Consider the following 16,957-nt stretch of genomic DNA (forward strand, 5'->3'; position numbering starts at 1 on the left):
TAAATGAACCCTGAAAAGTAGCCAGACCGCAGAACACATCTGCTTCAAGCCTGACCATCCAGGGTTTGATCCAGCTCCAGGAGCACACCCTGCAAGCGCTGGCGTATCCCCGCCACCTGCGACAGTGCCTGCGTCAACTTCTCAGCCGTCCTGCCAACCTCAAGGTCGCGCTCATGCAACTGCGCTGAGTGCTGTTGCAACGCCCGGTTCTTTTCTTCCAGTTCGCTCTGCTCCTGCTCGAGTCGTGCCTGCCACTGCTCAAGCATTTCCTCGCGCTCGATTGCCGCTTGCTGCTGTTGCGTAAGCTCCTGGGCGACCTTGGCCAGGCTGGTCAACGTGCTGTCCATCTCAACCAACGAGGCATGTTCCATCTTCGGCGCAGGTGGGCTCGGTGCAGGCGCGGCCGGCTCAACCTGAACCGGCGGCGCACTGAGTTCGACCGGTTCCGGTTGCGGCTCTGGTTCCGACTCTGGTTCTGGTGCTGGCTCCAATGCCTGCGCCTGAGCAATCGCGACGGGTGCCTCCAGCGGTTGCGCCTTGAGCGGCTCGGAAACCGGCGGCTCAGCCGAATTGGCTGGGTTGGCGGGCCTGGGCGGGGCAATCATCTGCGACGAGAAGCGAATCGAAGGCACGATCAGCGAAGCACTTTCGATGGCCGGCAGTGCGGGCGCAGACATGCCCAGGGTAATGACTTTCATCACCAGGCCCTTCTTGATGATCATTGAATGATGATCTTCCGGTCTGGCGGGCGGCAACTTGCAGCCTTTCAAATCAATGAAATGGAAAGGGATCGAGGATTCGCTGACAGTGCCGTTCTTGGTTCCGGAGGCCGCAGCCGCCATCAGGATTTGCTTGAACACTTGCATGGCAACTTGCAGATCTTCCTTGGACTCGACCCCACCCAGGAAATACCGATCGAGTTTCTTGCGGAGCGCCGCGATATAGACCCTGGAGTTACCAGGTTCGGTCTCTTCATCCAGGCTATAGACCAGAAAGTTTGAATCGGTCTGTGCAACGGCAAACCCGCAAAGTAGTGCACCGTTGATCGGTGTGTCCTGACCGCTGCGTTCAAGAACAAGCGTGCGAAGAAGCATCATGATATTCAGGCCTTATTGCGAAAGAGTAAACCTTATATAAACGCCAGATAAACACCCGGCCGTTAACAAGCCTCGGAACAACGCAATTGTTTCAGCAAGTTAGGCGCTGCGGCGTAGGACTTATCTGATAAACATGTCCCCACGTTTCCAAGTCCAATGATTAAACGTAACCTTCCTGGCGCTCACCGTATATGACGGTAAATGTTCCTACGCCTCGCAAAACTTATTCGGTAAAAAGATGCTCGAGATAAGCAGCCTGACAAAGCGTTTGGGTAAAAGAAACGTCATCACTAATGTCTCATTTTGTGCCCAACGCCAGGAATGCATAGGCCTGTTCGGGGAGAATGGTGCAGGCAAGACCACACTACTGAACGTAATAGCCGGGCTCGCCAAACCTTCTGCGGGGCATGTGACGGTCCAGGGCTTCGACACTCAGGCGCAGCCACTGCAGGCGCAAAAAAACCTCGGTTATCAACTCCAGGGCGGCCTCAGCCATCAGTCACTGTCGGTTAAAGGCGTGCTCAATTTCATTGCCGCCGTTCGCGGCTTCAGCGGTGCCGAAAAACGCAGCCGTGTCGATCGGGCCGCCATGCGCCTGGAGTTGTCACGGGTGCTCGATGCACCGCTTGCTACGCTTTCGATCGGCCTGAAACGCAGAGTTGCCATCGCCCAGGCGATCCTGCACGCGCCCGGCCTGCTGTTGCTGGATGAGCCGACCGAGGGGCTCACACCGGATCAACTGCTCAGGTTCAAGACGCTTATCCAGGCGCTGACCGAAGACATGGCAGTCATCATTGCCTCCCGGCACTGCGACCACCTGTCCGGCCTCTGCACGCGCGCCCTGGTTATCGCCGGTGGGCACCTTGTGGCAGACACCCCGCTGCCCGACCTGCAGCGCAACTCCCGGCATTACCGAGCCGTCACGCTGGCCGCAGAAACCCCTCTGGATTTACTCGCCCTTGCCGTATTACCTGGCGTGGCAGGTATAGAAGAGGACCGGCATGCACCCGGCACCGTGACAGTTCTGGCCATGCCCGGGCACGCCATCTACCCCCATATCAACGCACTAATCGCCAGCCGCGGCTGGAACATAACGTCACTGAATCTGGAGCCGGGTCGCCTGAACGAAGTTGTTCAGCATCTGAGCCACGAGGTCACCCTTTGAAACTGCTGCCTGTCATTTTCAAGCGCCAACTGGCCAGTTATGCCTGTACTCCCAGCACGTACCTGGGTATTGCCGCGTTTCTGGTGTTGTGCGCCACCCTGGGGTTGTATACAAGCAATTGGCTGCAACAGGACAGCGGCGACCTGCAGGTGTTTTTCCAATTGCACCCTTGGCTCTACCTGCTGCTGATTCCCATGCTGTCGACACAATTGTGGTCGGACGAACACCACGCCAGTATGCGCGACATGCTGAAAACCCTGCCCATCACCAGCGCAGAGCGGGTAATCGGAAAGTTTATGGCGGCGTGGGTCGTATGCGGTATTGCATTGTTGCTGACTTTCCCACTGGTGATCCTCGCCAATTACCTCGGCACCGCCGACAACCGTGTTATCTCTTCACAGTTTCTAGCCAGTTGGTTGCTGGCCGGCGCCTATCTTTCTGTCGGATGTTTTACTTCTGCCCTGACCCACCAACGTTTGGCTGTATTTCTGGTGACGGTGGTGATGTTACTGGCAGCCAGCGGACTGTCATCGGTGCTGGACGCACTTGAGCATCAGGCGCCAATCTGGGTCGTTGACAGCCTGGCCTCGATTAACCCGATTTCGCGTTTCGGCGCCATCGACAACGGCAAACTGACACTGCATGACGCCTTGTACTACATCAGCATGATCCTTGCCTTTCTCTCGGCATCCACAGTCACGCTTAATTACAAAACCAGTTGAGAAGGAAAGCAAATGATGCGTTCCACTCTGAGTACAGGTATGACACTGCTGGTCATACTGCTGCTTTTCCTTGCATTCAATCTCGCGTGGGTTGGCAAACTACCGAATATCCGCTGGGACTTCTCACAGCAGAAAATCCACACTTTATCGCCCGCTGCGCGACAACTGCTCGCCACTCTGGAACACCCACTGGATTTGTATTACTTCAACTCAAGTAATGACCCGAGAAGAAGCCAGGCAATAAACCGCTATGGCGAACGAGTGGCAGATTTACTCAAAGAGTTCGAAAAAGCATCAAAGGGCATGATTAACCTACATGTTATAGATCCTACCCCTTATTCAGAGGATGCCTACAAGGCCGGCCTGTTCGGATTGGATGACAAGCAAGGCTTTCTTGGCCTCATCGGCACCCGTGCAGGCCAGCCCGCACAACGTATAGATGTACTGCGCCTGGATGACGAGCCCTTGCTAGAGTACGAAATCAGCCATCTGATCCACCAACTGATGCACCCCGAGCCTCCCACCGTCGGCGTATTGACGGGGTTGGCACTGAACGCGTCTGGCGAACAGCTGCTGGCACAGATGCATCAGCATTTTGATCTGATTGGCCTGGCATCAAGCACCCCGACAGTGCCCGAATCGATCAAAACCCTGATGGTTGTGCACCCGCGCGCCCTGCCGGAACAAACCCTGTATGCGATTGAACAGTTTGTATTCAGGGGTGGCAAACTGATGCTCTTCATTGACCCGGTGAGCGAGGCCGAGACCAACGCCAAGCCCGCCGACACAAGGCTGGATGGGCTATTGGCGGCGTGGGGCATTCAGATGCCGGCGGACAAGCTGTTGGTCGATCACGCTTTTGGCTCAGGCGCGCCAACCATACTGCACCCGGCCAAGCTGAACCTGCCACGGCAAGCGATAACGGCCAACGATGTGAGTGCCTGGAAACTGGATACGGTCATCGTATCGAGCAGCGGTGCGCTATCGCGTGTAAGAAAAAGCCGCACCACACTCACGCCTCTGTTGCAAAGCTCCAAGCGCTCCACTCTGCTGGATGCAGGCCGCTTTGCAGCAACGCCTGCAGCCGACTTACTGGCTGAGGGGATACCGGCTGCCGCGCAACCCCAGGTGATCGCAGCGCGCCTCGAAGGCCCCGCCTACTCGGCCTTTCCAGATGGCATTGACGGACAACCTCCCGGACTGCAAAAGGCTGCACATATCGATGTGGTGGTGGTCGCCGATACCGATTTGCTGACGGACGCGGTGATCAACTCTGCGCCCAATAGCAACGTGATGTTTGTCTTGAATACCTTGGATAACCTTGCCGCGCCCGACGTGCTCGCAAACATTCAACCGCGTACCAGCGTCAGCCGTTCTCCCCACGCACTGGAGCACCTGCGCGAGGCTGCCGAGCAGGCTTATGCGCAACAAGCCGGGGAACTGCAAAGACGCCTTGAGCAGACCGAGCAGGAATGGCAACGCTTGAATCCACCGAGTACTGGCTTCGGCACCCGCGCGGTGGGCACCAATATCCAGTTGCAGGCGCTCAACAAGGAACGCCTGCGGCTGCCCATGGAGTTGCAGGCACTCAAGGTCCAGGCGTATGCACCGGTGCATCAAGCGGAACGCAACCTCAAGTTGCTGATGATTGGCGCAGTACCGCTGTCGTTATGCCTGATCGCCTGGGCAGTGTACCTCTACCACCGGCGACGCCGGTCGGCGGTTGTCGTTCACTGATCAGCCGTCAACGACGCGCAATCAGCCCTTGCCGGGCGATGCGCGTCAGTTGGCGGATCACCTCATCGGCATCGCCCGCACTGGGCGCCTGGATAACGGCAAGGTCAAAGCTGTTGCTGGCAAAACGCGCCAGGGAATCGCCATCTTCTACAAACTGGATCAGAAACGCTGAGGGGCGCCCTGTACGGCGCGGCCAGCCGTCCAGGTAACGCAGCAAGGTCGGCTGATGCTTGCCGCCCAGCAGGATTTTGGGGTTGCGTTGAGTCAGGTCCGCGGTGATCGGGGCCAGGCGTATGAGGGGGCGTAGTGCATTCATCGTGTCGTGTCTCTGCCTCAAAAGTCTGCGGGCAGGTGAGAGGCAACACCGAACCAGCGCTTTAGCGGTATTTCGAAACCTGACTCTTGGTGAGTGCATGCTTCTGTCGGGCTGCATTGAGTCCCAGTGGCGCCCCGCAATTAGCTGTTTAAATCGGCGCATGAGCAGCATCCTAGAGAAGCCTGTGGGGCGCTGTCAAGAATCCCGAGCAATGAAAAAGCCCGCTCATGGCGGGCTTTTTCAGGGGGTTACGCGGATCTTCAGTGGGCGATGGCGCGGTCGACGGACAGTTTGCCAGCGCCTTCGAACAGCACCGCCAGTGCACCGCCGAGCAAGGCCAAGGCGAACTCATAACCGTTGTTGGCCATGAACAGGCCGTTATGGATATGCACCGAGAAGATCGCCACCAGCGACAGGAAGGCCAGGCCCAATGCCGCTGGGCGTGCCAGCAAGCCAATGATCAACGCCAGGCCGGCAAAGAACTCAGTCCCACCTGACAGCACTGCCATCAGCGTACCCGGCGTCAGGCCCAGGCTTTCCATGTACTGCGCCGTGCCGGCCAAACCGCCGCCGCCAAACCAGCCGAAGAGTTTTTGCGAACCATGGGCGGCGAAAACGATGCCGACGAAAATTCGCAGGATGGTCAGGCCGTAACCGGCGCGGGTGGACAGAATGCGGTTGATCAGTGGGCTCATGGTGAGAATCCTTTTCAAAGTAGGGGTTGGTTGGCCACTATATTAATCGGATCAGACTATGATAAAAGCGCAAAAATCGCCTAATACTTATCGATAAAACCGATTATTTTCGTGAGGCAATTTTCGGCGTCGACGGTTCCAGGGATTCCCGCTCCCGATCAAACGCCAAGTAATACTTGTTCACGCTATTAACATAGCTGACGCCGCCCATTCCCACCTGTTCCATGGCAATGCGTTCAACCTGGAAGAACCATTGATTGGGGTTCAAGCCCCGCCGGCGAGCCTCTGCGCGCATACCCTGGACTCGCTCCGGCCCCATGTTATAAGCCGCCAGCACAAAGGCCATGCGTTCGCGCTCGTTGAGTTTGGGGCTGGCGAAAAACTTGCGGCGGATCATTGCCAGATAACGCGCACCGGCCTGCACATTGCTGTCCAGGCTCTCGATATTGTTCACACCTACCCGCTGCGCCGCCGATGGGGTGATCTGCATCAGGCCGGTCGGCCCGCCGCTGTTGCGCGCGCCAGGGTCCAGGGCCGACTCCTTGAAGGCCAGCGCCGCCAGGTTCAGCCAGTCCATACCCTGCTCTCGGGCATGCTTTTGCAGCACCGGACGCAGTTTCTCAAGGCGCTGACGGTCGGCACGGGCCAGCGGATTGCGCACTTGATAGAGACGTCGATAGATACGCTGAAACGCTACGTCCTGGTCGGACGGCGTGCGATAAGTCTTGAGGAAGCGATCAATACTGGCCCGCAGCATTGAGGCATCCTGGCGCACGAACCAGTACTCGTCACCCGGCTCGCTGATTGCCACCTGCCGATCAAAGCGTAACTTGGGCAGGATTTTCGACCAGCGCTCGGCAATCGGTTTTTCGACGATGGTGAGGTGGAAGATTCCGGCCTGAACCATCTCCAACACATCCTCCACGGCCAGCGTCGGGTCAACCCACTCCACCTTTACCGGAGGGCGCTTGTGCAGCGCCAGTTGCTGGTTGACCTGGTTGATCGCATCCGCCGCCGCACTGCCGGTGGTCAGCGCCAAGGTGCGCCCGGACAATTGCTCCAGCTTGGTAAACCGTCGCTCACCCTTCACGCCCACCAGCCATAGCGGCACGCCGCTGGCAATCGGGTCACTGGTGCTGATCTTGTGCGTGGCCTTCACATCGAGTAATTCACCCGGCGCCACCAGGTCGCCTTCACCACGGGCCAATGCGCCAAGCAATTGGTCCTTGGCCCTGGGAATGATCTTGAGGCTGATTTCTTCTCCGTCCCGGGCGTGGCCGTTCAGGTATTGCTCGAATGCGCGCAGACGATGGTATTCGACTCCGATGGCCTGGCCCTGGACCTCACCGGAACTGTTACGGCTCTGGTTGACCAGCACACGCAGGGTGCGGCTGGAACGGATCTGCGCCAGGTCACGGACCTTGCCGGGCTTGGTCACTTCCAGCGGCCCGTCCAGACGCGCGACCGCCGCCGTGGGCAGCAGTAACGTCAGGCACAACATAAGCAACGCCGAGGGTCGGATCATCCGCTCTCCGGAAAGAATACTGGCCAGCCATTTCGTGAAAGACGAAAAGCTGGAGGTCAGAAACAGAGCGCTTCAAGCGCTGGCAAGGCACGCAACGGTGGCGTCGGGGCAGGCGGTAAGCCAACCACAATGTCACTTGCGACGTTCAAAGACAGCTATAACGCGTTGTAGTTCTTAGTTTTTCTTATAAATCTACAGCTCTGATATGCTTTCCGGCCGCAGGCGGAGCTAGCACCATGCAACTCATTGATATCGGCGTCAACCTGACCAACCCCAGTTTCGACGAGAGGCACCAGGCCGTTCTCGACCGCGCCTACGCCGCCGGCGTGCAACAATTGGTACTCACCGGCACCAGCGTCGACGGCAGCGAACAGGCCCTGGAACTGTGCGTAAAACTCGATGAAAGCGGCCAACGCCTGTTCAGCACCGCCGGCATCCACCCGCACTCGGCCAGTGACTGGAATGGCGACAGCGCCCAGCGTTTGCGCGGGTTGCTCAACGAAAGCCGCGTACGTGCGGTGGGAGAATGCGGGCTGGACTTCAACCGCGACTTTTCCCCGCGCCCACAGCAGGAAAAAGTCCTCGAGGAGCATCTGGCCCTGGCGGTCGAGCTGAAACTGCCGGTGTTTCTGCACGAACGTGATGCCAACCAGCGCCTGCTGGAAATCCTCAAGGACTACCGCGATCACCTGAGCGCCGCCGTGGTGCATTGCTTTACCGGCGAGCAACAGGCGCTGTTCAGCTACCTCGACCTCGACTTGCACATCGGCATCACCGGCTGGATCTGCGACGAGCGCCGTGGCACGCACCTGCATCCGCTGGTCAAGGAAATTCCCCGTGGCCGCTTGATGCTGGAAAGCGATGCGCCGTACTTGCTACCGCGCACCTTGCGGCCCAAGCCGAAAAACGGCCGCAATGAACCGGCTTATTTGCCGGAAGTGCTGCGTGAGGTTGCGTTGCATCGTAACGAGTCGCTGGAGGACCTGGCCGAACACAGCACCGCCTGCTCCCGTGCGTTTTTTGGGCTGCCTTCAGTGGATTGATGCGGCGCATTGACCCATGTCAAAACCGGTCTACTGAGTAGCGGCACAATAATGGCACCTTGCCAATGCTGTTTCCGCTATCAGAGAAAACCTTCCATGGGTGCCTGGCTTAGCAATATCTCGCTGAAATACAAATTCTGGGCCGTCAATGCGGTCGCTTTCATCACCACACTGCTGCTGGTGCTGTATGCCGTGCAGCTCGAACAACAGGCCCGCAGCGATGCGTCACGGGCCTCAGCCCAGGCGCAGGCACGACTACTCGGCGCCTGGCCGGCCAACACTCCATTACCCAAAAATGAACATTGGCTGACCTTTGCCCGCGGCCAAATCCCACAGTCGGCCGATCAAGATCTTTCAGCCCTGAGTGCCGCCGCCGGTTGGGTCGAACTCAATCACATGCCCTTGTTCGGGGAAAACCCACTGATCGGTGCCGAAGTGGTCACCCGTACCGATGGCCAACAGATCGCCGTACTCGCCTACGGCCGTAGCCTCAGCCAGGTCTTCGGCGAACGCTTCGCCAACTACGCCGTGGCCGTGCTGATCCTGATGCTGGCGATGCTCGGTGCCTCGCAGTTGCTGATCCGCTTCCTGCTCAGCCAACTCAACACCCTCAAGGACGTGATGCTGCACGTAGAGAAGACCGGCGACCTGTCGGCCCGCGTGCCGCTGGCGTGCAAAGATGAAGTTGGCCAGATGGCCAGTGCCTTCAACGCCATGCAGGCTGGCTATCAGCGCGTGGTCAGCACCGTGGCGCGCACCGCCCAGCAACTCGATGATGGCGCCGCGCGCCTGGCCAGCAGCATGAACGAAGTGCAGCACGGCATGCTCGGCCAGCAAAGCGAAACCGACCAGGCCGCCACCGCCATCAATGAGATGACCGCCACCGTCTACCATATCGCCCAGCATGCCGGCGCTACCCGCGACCTGTCCCAGACCGCCGACACCCTCGCCGGCAGTGGCCAGGAAGTGGTCACTCGGGTGCAGCGCTCTATCGCCGGCTTGTCCACCGGCGTGCAGCAGACGGCCGAAATGATCCAGAAACTCGCCGAAGACAGTCAGAAAATCAACGGCGTGGTCGGCGTGATCCACAGCATCGCCGAACAGACCAACCTGCTGGCCCTCAACGCCGCCATCGAAGCCGCCCGCGCCGGCGAAATGGGCCGTGGTTTTGCCGTGGTCGCCGACGAAGTACGCAACTTGGCCAAGCGCGTGCAAAGCTCCACCGACGAAATCACCCGCATGGTCTCGGCGCTGCAAGCCGGCACCCGCGATGCGGTGGACTTCATGCAAGAAAGCTCGTTCAAGGCTGATGATTGCGTGCAACAGGCCCAGGAAGCCGGCGCCGCACTCGCCGAAATCACCGGCGCCGTGGCCCAGATGCGCGAAAGCAATACCCAGATTGCCGTGGCCGCCGAACAGCAAAGCCATGTTGCCGAAGAGATGAACCGCGCGGTGGTGAGCATTCGCGATGTGACCGAGAACACCGTGCAACAGACCGTGGAGTCGGCCACCACCAGCAACGAACTGGCGACCTTGGCGGGGGAATTGAGCAAGGCGATCGGGCAATTGAAGCTATAAGCCAAACAAGGCTGGCTATGGCTTCCATAGCGAGTCTTGATTCGCCGTCCCACGTGCCCGCGACCTAAACTTTGTCCATGTTGTTTCAACGGACAGAGGATTCATGATCATGGGCAAACGTCACCCCAACTTCCCCGCCTGGCAATGGCGCACTCAGCCACAGGCTCATCAGCACCCCACCAACCTGGGCCTGCAACTGCTTGCCGTGCCTTTGCTGATCATTGGTTTTCTATTGATGGTGTCTGGCGTGTTCAGCTTCAGCCTGGCAAGTGTTGCCATCGGCGTTGTTGGCCTGTTGGCGGGCGTGGCGCTGCAACGCCACGGCCGTACGCTGGAAGCCCAGGGCAGCCAGCACTTCTGAGGCTCAGGCGAAGACCACCACGGTCTGGCGGCTGATGGCGATCAACTCGCCGCTCGGGCTCCACAGCGCGGCAGCGGCATGGCCGTAGCCGTCGCGGGCGTGCTCGATGTTGACGTAGTACTGGCACCAGTCGAGGGTGGTCAGGTTTTGCAGCGGCTGGATGAACTCGATGGTCCAGGTCAGGGTGCTGCCCGGTGCCGGCTTGGTCAGGTGCGGCAACAAGGCCGGTGGCCAGGCGTCGACCAGGGCAAGAATATGCGATTCGGTCAGCGGTTCTTCCTTCACGTCCCCACGCAAACGCACCCAGCCGCCCATGTCGCGGGATTTATTACCGGTAAACGGCAGGCCGCCGACACTCCAGCGCATCGCCAAGTGGCGCATGAATTCGGGGGTAACACCCTTGATATAGGGCAGTTCCTGGCACTCATCCCAGTGTTTGAACACCGGCGGCGGCTCGCTCGCCACCTCAATGACCGACTCGCGGGCTGCGCCAAAGCTGGCTTGTACCAGGGTCGCCACTTCGCCGTTCTGCACCACACGGCCGAGCAACTGGCTCACCGCCTTGCCTTCGCGCAGTACTTCGACCTGGTAACTGGCGGGCACATCCGGCGCTACCGGGCCAACAAAGGTGATGGCCAGCGAACGCAAAGGGCGATCCGCCGGCACTTGGGCACGCAAGGCTTCGTATTGCAAGGCAGCCACCAGGCCACCAAAGGTTGCGCGGCCCTGCGCCCACTCGGCGGGGATGGTCACTTCCAACGGGTTGTTACGGGCGGCGTCGAGCAAATCACAAAAGCGCATGGCAACCTCACATCCAGAAAACCGATGCAGGGATCTTAACCAGCGGGCAGGCCTGACACAGCGCCTATTCCGGCCAAAAACCGGACCGGTCTAGAAACAATCCGCGCTGAGCTTGTCCAGCACCCGATCCGCCTGGCCTTCAGCCGTGGCCATAGTGCGCTGCCAAACCGCAACGCACGGCTGCAGGTCGGGTTGATGTTCGGCCTGGGCCAGCCATTGCCAGCAATCGTGCCAATCGCCCAGTGCTCCTTGCGCTTGCTTGAGGCGTTGCATCGCCTTGGCAGGTAGTTTGTCCAGTTCCGGGTAGGCTTCGGCCGCGTAGCGCACGCGCTTGATCAGCAGGCGCAGACGGTGGCGGTCGTGATCAGGGTCTTTAAGGGCGTCATCAAGTTTCTGCCATTGTTTGCCCAGACGCTTCTCGATGCGCGGGCGCAGGCCTTTGAGCATTTTCTGGTGTTGGGAGGCGCGGATAAAACGCGGAAAGGCATCCAGAATCAGCAGCAAATGCGCGAGTTCCGGGCTTTGCGCCACCTGGCGATAGGCATCGGCTTGCAAACGCAGGCGCCGGTCGGCCGCCGCGTGATGACCGTGCTGATGCAAGTACGCCGCCAGTACCTCGCGGTCACGCAGCGGCGTAGTCAATTGGCCAACCGTGCTGGCGGCCAATTCCAGCTGCTCGACACCCGGCAGCCCGCGCAACGGGCGCAACAAACTGCGCAAGCGCCGCACGGTGGTGCGCAGGTCGTGCAAGGCTTCATCGTCGGTGACGGCGGCAAGGCGAGCCTGGCAGCTCAGTAACCCTACTTCCAGGCCAATGACCTGAGCGACTAGCTGATCAACCAGCACTGACATCCCTTCCCCCTTAACCATGAAACCTTATTCGCCGCTGACGGATCAACGCCCGGCGCGCGACTCACGAATATAGAAGCGCGCTTTCTCGGCCTTGTTGGAACAGCCTTCAAACGCTTCGAATTGCTGCTGGGTCTTGGCGCCGGTCAACAGCGACAAAGCCTTAGAGTAGCTCACGGTGCCGGCAAAGCCTTCGGCCTTGGCCAAATCCAACTCGTGCCAGGCCGCATCCAATTGCGTGCCACAGCTGTCGCGGTATGCGGTTTTCCCGGCACAACCGGCCAGGGCCAACACGATCACAGGCACACACATCCAGGCTTTCATCAATGACACCTCAAATATAGAAAAACAGTCGTAGGCTGTAGACGTTGCCCACAAGGAAAAGTGCCTTGTCTACAGCCTGAAATCAGAAGCGCCGATTGCCAGAGCATACCCGAGCGTTATGGCTATTCTGGAAAAATATTTTGATGCCCTCTGCCGGTAGGCGCATTGTGGGCCACAGTTTTGCGAAGGATCAGCTCATGAAGAAACGTGTTGCCTTGGTGCTGGGCTCCGGCGGCGCCCGTGGTTACGCCCATATTGGCGTGATCGAGGAAATCGAACGGCGCGGCTACGACATCGCCTGTATCGCCGGCTGCTCCATGGGCGCCGTGGTCGGCGGGATCTATGCCGCCGGCAAGCTGGACGAATACCGCAATTGGATCGAGAGCCTCGACTACCTGGACGTGCTGCGCCTGGTGGACGTGAGCTTTCGCCTGGGGGCGATTCGTGGCGAAAAAGTCTTCGGGCAAATCCGCAAGATCGTCGGCGAGATCAATATCGAAGAGCTGCGTATTCCCTACACCGCTGTGGCCACCGACCTGACCAACCAACAGGAAATCTGGTTTCAGGAAGGCTGCCTGCATCAGGCCATGCGCGCTTCGGCGGCGATTCCGAGCCTGTTCACGCCGGTGATGCAAGGCAACCGCATGCTGGTGGACGGCGGCCTGCTTAACCCGCTACCGATCGTGCCGGTGGTATCGAGCCATTGCGATTTGATCATCGCGGTCAACCTCAACGCCACCAACCAGAAGCACTACCACCTGCCGGTGATCCAGCGCCCGCCGGCGTTCAAGAGTCGCTTCAACAGCCTGGCCAAATCACTGGGTTCGCACCTGCCGTTTCGGCGCAAGCAGGCCGAGCAATTGATGAAGCTGGAGCAGGAAGCCTTGCAGTCCCAGGCCGCCGAAATCAACCCGTGGCTGGAGTCGGCCGAACCCGAGGCCCAACAACCTGCGGCTGCGCCTGAAAAACAAGGTGCGCCGAAGTCCGCGACCGGCTCGTTCATCATTGATAACGTCGGGCCGGCGTCACTGCTGGACCTGATCAACCAGAGTTTCGAAGTGATGCAGACCTCGCTGGCGCAATACAAGATTGCCGGTTACCCGCCGGACGTGCTGATCAACGTGCCGAAGCGGGTGTGCCGTTTTTTCGAGTTCTACAAGGCGCCGGAGTTGATCGCGTTGGGGCGAGAAATTGCCAGTGATACGTTGGATCGGTATGAGAGTGAGCAACACTGAAATAGGCGGTGTGGCTGATGGCCCTATCGCAGGCAAGCCAGCTCCCACCTTTGAATGTATTCACAGATCAAAATGTGGGAGCTGGCTTGCCTGCGATGAGGCCAGTTCAGGCACTGCAATATTCAGGCATTCAACAATCGATACCCCACACCCGCCTCGGTCACGATAAACCGTGGCTGGGTCGGATCATCCGCCAGTTTCTGCCGCAGATGGCCCACCACGATACGCAAATAATGGCTGTCTTCGGTATGGGTCGGCCCCCAGATATCCTTGAGCAATTGCTGCTGGGTGATCACCCGCCCAGGATGGCGCGCCAGTTGCGCCAGCACCGCATACTCCTTGCGGGTCAGGGCCACCTCGGCACCGTCCAGCAGCACCCGGCGATAGGCCAGGTCCACCGTCAACGGGCCGAAACTCAACGCCGCTTCCTGGGCCTCTCCCGCCGGTGCCTGGCGCAACAAAGCGCGCACACGGGCGAGAAATTCCTGGATGCCAAAGGGTTTGGTTACATAGTCATTGGCGCCGCTGTCCAGGGCTTCAACTTTTTGCACTTCGCTGGCGCGCACCGACAGCACCAATACCGGCACCGTCGACCACTCGCGAAACTCGCGCAACACTTGCTGGCCGTCCATGTCGGGCAAGCCAAGGTCGAGCACCAGCAGATCCGGTTTGCTCAATGCCGCTTGGGCCAGGCCTTCATTGCCGGTGCCGGCTTCGATCACCTTGTAGCCCTGGGAGGCCAGGCTGATACGCAGGAATTTGCGGATCTGCGGTTCGTCATCAATGACTAAAATCGTCGCGGTCTGGCTCATGGTGTCCAATCAAAATCCGTGGAGAAAAGAGGGTAGCTCAAGGCTCGCGCTCCGGGCCAGGTTGCGTCGGTAACGGCAGGAACAAGCTGATGCAGGTGCCGCGCCCTTCTATACCGTCATCGACGCGGATATGCCCACCGTGAGCGCCCACCATGCCCTGGCAGATCGCCAGGCCAAGGCCCGTGCCCTGCCCGCCGCGATCGCCACGGGCGGCGGTGTAGAACATATCGAAGATCTTCGCACGCTCGTCCTCGGGAATCCCCGGTCCCTCGTCGGCCACGGCAAAAAACAGCTGCTCATCGGCCACGCCGGCACTCACCTGCAAACGGCCGTGTGGCGGTGAGAAACGCGCAGCGTTTTCCAGCACATTGACCAGCGCCTGCTCGATCAACGCAGCGTGTACATACAGCAGCGGCAACTGCGCCGGCACGTCAGTGTGCACCTGCAACGGCGCCAGCACCGCGCGCAAGCGGCCCAGGGCGCTGCCGACGATATCACCCGGCGAGACCCAATCGCGCGCCAGTTTCAGCGCACCGTGGCCCAGGCGTGTCATGTCCAGCAGGTTCTGGATATAGCGGTCCAGGCGCTCGGCTTCATCGCGGGTGCCTTCCAGCAATTCGCGGCGGTCCTCCAGCGGGATGGCTTCGCCGAGCGCCAGCAGGCTGTCGATGCTGCCGCGCATCGAGGTCAACGGCGTGCGCAAATCGTGGGACACCGAGGCCAGCAAAGCGCTGCGCAGTTGTTCGGTTTCGCCGTGCAGGCGCGCCGACTCCAGCTCCTGCGCCAGTTGTGCGCGCGCCAGGGCCTGCGCCAATGGCTGGCTCAATGCGGTGAGCAAACGTCGGCGTTGGCCACTCAATTCAAGTCCCGGCTTCGGGCTTACGCCGAGCAGGCCTAACGGCCCCTCCTCGCCCGACAGCGGCCACCACCACCAACGCCCAAACGGCAACGTGCCGGTGCCCATGCCGGCCGGTTGATCATGCTGCCAGGCCCAGTCGGCGGCAGCGCGTTCGGCTTCGGTGAGGTTAAGCGCAGCGCCGGTTTCAACCTTCCAGTCGCCCTGGCCGTCACGGTTCAACAGGCACAGGTCCAGGTCGCTCCAGCCTTCCAGGTGATGGGCCGCCGCACTGATCACCGCCTGGCGATCGGTGGCTGCGGTGAGTTTGCGCGACAGGTCGAGCAGTTCGCTGGTTTCTTCCTGGGTGTCGCGCAAGGCCTGCAACTGCCGACGCTGGCGCGCCGCGAGGTTGCCGGTGAGCGCGGCCATCAGCAAGAAGAACAACAGCGTCAGCACGTCTTCTTCACGCTGGATAGCGAAGGAGAAATTCGGCGGGATAAACAGAAAGTCATAGGCCAGGAACGACAGCGCCGCACACAGCAGCGACGGCCCCAGGCTGCTGCGCACGCCGACCAGCAGCACCGCTGCGAGAAACACCAACGAGATATTCGGCAGCGGCAACACACTGGCCACCGCCCAGGCCAACGCCGCCGCGACGATGGTCGCAACCACCGCCAGCCCATAGTCGAACCACACCAGCCCGCGTACATCCGGCAGGCGTGGCGGCGCGGGCATGTCGCCGCTGTCGAGGACGTTGATCTCCAAACCCCGCGCATTGCGCAGCAAGCGTGCTGCCAAGCCACCCCCAAACAACCGGCGCCGCCAGCGCATCCGCGACTGTCCTACCAATACCAGGCTGGCGCGGCGTTCGGCGGCATGCTGGATCAGCGTTTTGGCCACTTCGCCGGCGCGCAGCAACACCACTTCGCCGCCGAGCCGCTCAGCCAGTTGCTGGGCATTTTGCAGGCGCAGGCGCGATTGCTCATCGCGTGCGCGGCCGTTATCGATGTGCACCAGGCTCCACGGCAAATGCCGGCGCTGGGCCACGCGGCTGGCGTGACGCACCAGGCGTTCGGCCTGCGCATCACCGTCCACGCCCACCAGCAAACGTCCGCGCACCGCCGGGGCAGCCTGGCCAAGCTGGCGGTAGCCCTGGGCCAAATCGTCATCGACATGGGCAGCGGCGGTTTGCATGGCCAGCTCGCGCAGAGCCATAAGGTTGGTCTGGGTGAAGAATGCGTCGATGGCGGCGCGGGCCTGTTCCGGCACATACACCTTGCCGTCGCGCAGGCGCTCCAGCAATTCACGGGATGGCAGGTCGATCAGCAGCAGCTCGTCGGCCTCTTGCAGCACCCAGTCGGGCAAGGTTTCACGCACTTGCACGCCGGTGATGCCGCGCACCTGATCGTTCAAACTTTCCAGGTGCTGGACGTTGACCGTGGTGAACACGTTAATGCCGGCGGCAAGCAGTTCCTGGATGTCTTGCCAGCGTTTTTCATGGCGGCTGCCGGGGGCATTGCTGTGGGCCAGTTCATCCACCAGCACCAGCTTGGGCTTGGCGGCGAGCAGGCCGTCGAGGTCCATTTCTTCGAGCATCACGCCACGGTATTCGCTGCGCAACAAGGGTTGCTGCGGCAAGCCGCTGAGCAAGGCTTCGGTCTCGGCGCGGCCGTGGGTTTCAACCATGCCTGCGATCAGGCGCACGCCCTGGCGCAGTTGGGTGTGGGCGGCCTGGAGCATGGCGTAGGTCTTGCCCACACCGGGCGCGGCGCCGAGGAAGACTTTGAGCCGGCCACGGCCGTCCCGTGGCAGATCGGCTAACAGGGCATCGGCGCGGCCGGAGTCGCTCATGCTTTGGG

Annotated in this window: 15 protein-coding genes and 1 pseudogene; 7 read left to right on the top strand and 9 right to left on the bottom strand. The window is 60.4% G+C overall.

Annotated elements, in window-relative coordinates; translation table 11 throughout:
* Positions 1 to 44: 44 nt before the first annotated feature.
* On the bottom strand, positions 45 to 1,097 hold the full coding sequence (locus tag FFI16_RS17665; RefSeq protein WP_138816112.1) for a hypothetical protein: 1,053 nt from the start codon (positions 1,095 to 1,097) through the stop codon (positions 45 to 47).
* 238 nt (positions 1,098 to 1,335) lie between these two features.
* On the opposite strand from FFI16_RS17665, the gene FFI16_RS17670 reads away from it, so the two are divergent.
* Genes FFI16_RS17670 through FFI16_RS17680 form a run of 3 tightly spaced genes read left to right on the top strand, consistent with a single transcriptional unit; the run spans position 1,336 to position 4,721 of the window.
* A complete protein-coding gene (locus FFI16_RS17670) occupies positions 1,336 to 2,262 on the top strand; it encodes an ABC transporter ATP-binding protein (protein WP_138816113.1) in 927 nt (308 codons plus the stop codon).
* Positions 2,259 to 2,984 (top strand): ABC-2 transporter permease, encoded by a 726-nt coding sequence (locus FFI16_RS17675; protein WP_138816114.1) that lies wholly within the window; start codon positions 2,259 to 2,261, stop codon positions 2,982 to 2,984. The genes FFI16_RS17670 and FFI16_RS17675 overlap by 4 nt, the downstream gene beginning before the upstream one ends.
* A 15-nt stretch (positions 2,985 to 2,999) precedes the next feature.
* Positions 3,000 to 4,721, top strand: coding sequence for a Gldg family protein (locus FFI16_RS17680; RefSeq protein WP_138817428.1), 1,722 nt, complete (start codon positions 3,000 to 3,002; stop codon positions 4,719 to 4,721).
* Positions 4,722 to 4,728: 7 nt separating this feature from the next.
* Here FFI16_RS17680 and FFI16_RS17685 read toward each other — a convergent pair whose 3' ends face one another.
* The 3 genes from FFI16_RS17685 to FFI16_RS17695 all read right to left on the bottom strand — a co-directional run bounded on the left by FFI16_RS17685 (position 4,729) and on the right by FFI16_RS17695 (position 7,257).
* Complete coding sequence (locus FFI16_RS17685; RefSeq protein WP_016975361.1) at positions 4,729 to 5,037, bottom strand: hypothetical protein; 309 nt, start codon at positions 5,035 to 5,037, stop codon at positions 4,729 to 4,731.
* Positions 5,038 to 5,297: 260 nt separating this feature from the next.
* Positions 5,298 to 5,732 (bottom strand): DoxX family protein, encoded by a 435-nt coding sequence (locus tag FFI16_RS17690; protein ID WP_138816115.1) that lies wholly within the window; start codon positions 5,730 to 5,732, stop codon positions 5,298 to 5,300.
* A 103-nt stretch (positions 5,733 to 5,835) separates the two neighbouring features.
* On the bottom strand, positions 5,836 to 7,257 hold the full coding sequence (locus tag FFI16_RS17695; RefSeq protein ID WP_138816116.1) for a transglycosylase SLT domain-containing protein: 1,422 nt from the start codon (positions 7,255 to 7,257) through the stop codon (positions 5,836 to 5,838).
* 236 nt (positions 7,258 to 7,493) lie between these two features.
* Between FFI16_RS17695 and FFI16_RS17700 the strand changes: the two genes are divergently transcribed.
* The 3 genes and pseudogenes from FFI16_RS17700 to FFI16_RS17710 all read left to right on the top strand — a co-directional run.
* Positions 7,494 to 8,300 (top strand): TatD family hydrolase, encoded by an 807-nt coding sequence (locus FFI16_RS17700; RefSeq protein WP_138816117.1) that lies wholly within the window; start codon positions 7,494 to 7,496, stop codon positions 8,298 to 8,300.
* Positions 8,301 to 8,396: 96 nt separating this feature from the next.
* On the top strand, positions 8,397 to 9,878 hold the full coding sequence (locus tag FFI16_RS17705; protein ID WP_138816118.1) for a methyl-accepting chemotaxis protein: 1,482 nt from the start codon (positions 8,397 to 8,399) through the stop codon (positions 9,876 to 9,878).
* A gap of 109 nt (positions 9,879 to 9,987) precedes the next feature.
* A pseudogene (locus tag FFI16_RS17710) lies at positions 9,988 to 10,236 on the top strand (terminase); the annotation flags it as partial.
* Positions 10,237 to 10,242: 6 nt separating this feature from the next.
* On the opposite strand, the gene FFI16_RS17715 reads toward FFI16_RS17710, so the two are convergent.
* The 3 genes from FFI16_RS17715 to FFI16_RS17725 form a co-directional block, all read right to left on the bottom strand.
* Positions 10,243 to 11,040: an acyl-CoA thioesterase II gene (locus FFI16_RS17715; protein ID WP_138816119.1), complete on the bottom strand. Its 798-nt coding sequence runs from the start codon at positions 11,038 to 11,040 to the stop codon at positions 10,243 to 10,245.
* Between the two features lie 90 nt (positions 11,041 to 11,130).
* The gene (locus FFI16_RS17720; protein ID WP_138816120.1) at positions 11,131 to 11,892 is read right to left on the bottom strand and encodes a CHAD domain-containing protein; all 762 of its coding nucleotides are present in this window, start codon (positions 11,890 to 11,892) and stop codon (positions 11,131 to 11,133) included.
* 42 nt (positions 11,893 to 11,934) lie between these two features.
* On the bottom strand, positions 11,935 to 12,213 hold the full coding sequence (locus FFI16_RS17725; protein ID WP_010176194.1) for a hypothetical protein: 279 nt from the start codon (positions 12,211 to 12,213) through the stop codon (positions 11,935 to 11,937).
* A 197-nt stretch (positions 12,214 to 12,410) separates the two neighbouring features.
* On the opposite strand from FFI16_RS17725, the gene FFI16_RS17730 reads away from it, so the two are divergent.
* Entirely contained in the window at positions 12,411 to 13,448 is a 1,038-nt protein-coding gene (locus FFI16_RS17730; protein WP_026013612.1) for a patatin-like phospholipase family protein, read from the top strand.
* 122 nt (positions 13,449 to 13,570) lie between these two features.
* Here the strand turns inward: FFI16_RS17730 and FFI16_RS17735 are convergent, their stop codons facing one another.
* On the bottom strand, positions 13,571 to 14,260 hold the full coding sequence (locus FFI16_RS17735; protein WP_017136125.1) for a response regulator: 690 nt from the start codon (positions 14,258 to 14,260) through the stop codon (positions 13,571 to 13,573).
* 37 nt (positions 14,261 to 14,297) lie between these two features.
* On the bottom strand, positions 14,298 to 16,949 hold the full coding sequence (locus FFI16_RS17740; RefSeq protein WP_138816121.1) for a sensor histidine kinase KdpD: 2,652 nt from the start codon (positions 16,947 to 16,949) through the stop codon (positions 14,298 to 14,300).
* Positions 16,950 to 16,957 lie beyond the last annotated feature (8 nt).

Source organism: Pseudomonas sp. KBS0710 (genome assembly GCF_005938045.2).
Classification (GTDB): domain Bacteria; phylum Pseudomonadota; class Gammaproteobacteria; order Pseudomonadales; family Pseudomonadaceae; genus Aquipseudomonas.